Consider the following 1,406-nt stretch of genomic DNA (forward strand, 5'->3'; position numbering starts at 1 on the left):
GGCGGGAGCTCCGTTGGGTGCCAAGTCTGTCATCTCTCGTGAGGTTGTTGTTGCTGCGGGGGCTTTCGCGCCCGGCCATCTGGGCGAGCTGACCCGGCTCGTCCCGTTCGAGATGGTCGACGAGGCGTTGACACAGACGGGCAGGGTGCAGGAACGAGTGCGGGATCTGCCGTCCCGGGTGGTGGTGTATCTGCTGCTGGCCGGGTGTCTGTTTCCCGGGCTGGGCTGGCGGCAGGTGTGGCAGCGGCTGACGGCGGGCCTGGAAGGGCTGACGGTCGCGGACCCGACGGGCGGTGCGTTGGCGCAGGCCCGCAGGCGGGTGGGGGCCGAGCCGCTGCGCTGGCTGTTCGACCTGCTGCGCGGACCGGCCGCCGGCATCGGCACCGCCGGTGTGTGGTGGCGCGGGCTGCTGGTCTGCGCGATCGACGGCACGACCATGGCGGTGCCCGACAGCCCGGCGAATCTGACCGCCTTCACCAAGCACCGCTGCAACAACGGCGGTTCGGGATATCCGGCCCTGCGGCTGCTGGTGCTGGTGTCCTGCGGCACTCGCACAGTCCTCGACGCGGTGTTCGGACCGACCACTGACGGTGAGACGACGTATGCGCCGCGCCTGCTGCGCAGCCTGCGCGAGGGCATGATCGTGTTGCTGGACCGGAACTTCGCCGCCCAGACGCTCCTGACCGCCATGGCCAAGACCGGTGCGCACGTGCTGGTCCGGGTGAAGAACGGACGCCGGCTGCCCGTCCTGGGCCGCTGTGGTGACGGCTCCTACCTGTCGGCGATCGGTGCCGTCCCCGTGCGTGTCATCGACTGCGAGATCACCATCACCACGGCCGCGGGGCGCCGCACCGGCCTTTACCGGCTCGTCACCACCCTGACCGGCCATAAGACTCATCCCGCCGCCGAACTGATCACCCTGTACCACCAGCGCTGGGAGATCGAGACCGCCTACCTGGAGATCAAGTCGACCATCCTGGGCGGCCGCGTCCTGCGCGCCCGCACCCCGGACGGCATCACCCAGGAGATCTACGCACTGCTGGTCACCTACCAGCTCCTGCGGCTGGCCATGGCGGATGCCACCGGCACCCGGCCCGGACTTGATCCTGACCGGGCCAGCTTCAGCATCGCCCTGAACACCGCCCGCGACCTGGTCATCCAGGCCGCGGGCGTCATCGCCGACACCGTCATCGACCTCGTCGGCGCCATCGGCCGCCGCGTCCTGGCCGACCTCATGCCCGACCGGCGCATCCGCACCCGGCCCCGCGTCGTCAAACGCGCGATCTCCAAGTACAACGCCAAAGGCACCATCGACCGGACCAGCTACAAAGCCACCATCAGCATCGTCATTCCGACCGCACCAGGACCTTGACACCCAGCCCAGCCGCCTATCTACACGGCATTGG

The 1,406-nt window shown here is 69.3% G+C and carries 1 protein-coding gene; it reads left to right on the plus strand.

Annotated features, from left to right (window positions below):
- The coding region (locus I8N67_RS41525) for an IS4 family transposase (RefSeq protein ID WP_307835533.1) at positions 1-1,372 on the plus strand (1,372 nt) is incomplete at its 5' end.
- Positions 1,373-1,406: the final 34 nt, after the last annotated feature.

Origin of the sequence: Streptomyces adelaidensis, from assembly GCF_016598475.1 — a bacterium.
Lineage (GTDB): Bacteria > Actinomycetota > Actinomycetes > Streptomycetales > Streptomycetaceae > Streptomyces > Streptomyces adelaidensis.